Raw genomic sequence first — 341 nt, forward strand, 5'->3', positions numbered from 1 at the left:
CGCGACGTGCTCGATATGGTCGCGTGAAATGAAGCTATAGGTCTCCGATGAAACCGGAGCGATTCAGGAAGGCCTGCCATTCGTGGAAAGACATGCCTGGTTCGCCGCCAATCCCTACACTTGGAATGGCCACACTCCGCATCTGAACCTCGTCAACGACGATCTGACCCTGACCCCGACGGGGCAGGCATTTGACCGGACCCTCAGCCAGCTGGAAGCCCTACGCGTTTCCAGCCGGGAAAACTAGCGCACCGTAATATTGGTGTCGCCTGAGCAGGGGATGTCCCTGTTGATGTTGAACTTTGCTTGAAGGGTGGCGTTGCTTTCCCTGAGCCGTAGGC

The 341-nt window shown here is 57.5% G+C and carries 1 protein-coding gene; it reads left to right on the forward strand.

Annotation, left to right across the window (positions count from 1 at the left end):
- Positions 1 to 82: 82 nt before the first annotated feature.
- Positions 83 to 247 carry a hypothetical protein gene (locus C6W91_RS21350; RefSeq protein WP_370571635.1) on the forward strand — a complete coding sequence of 55 codons (165 nt, stop codon included), beginning with the start codon at positions 83 to 85 and terminating at the stop codon, positions 245 to 247.
- The last annotated feature ends 94 nt before the right edge of the window (positions 248 to 341 follow it).

It is taken from the genome of Phaeobacter sp. SYSU ZJ3003 (assembly GCF_041300735.1).
In the GTDB taxonomy this organism is placed as follows: domain Bacteria; phylum Pseudomonadota; class Alphaproteobacteria; order Rhodobacterales; family Rhodobacteraceae; genus Phycobacter; species Phycobacter gallaeciensis_A.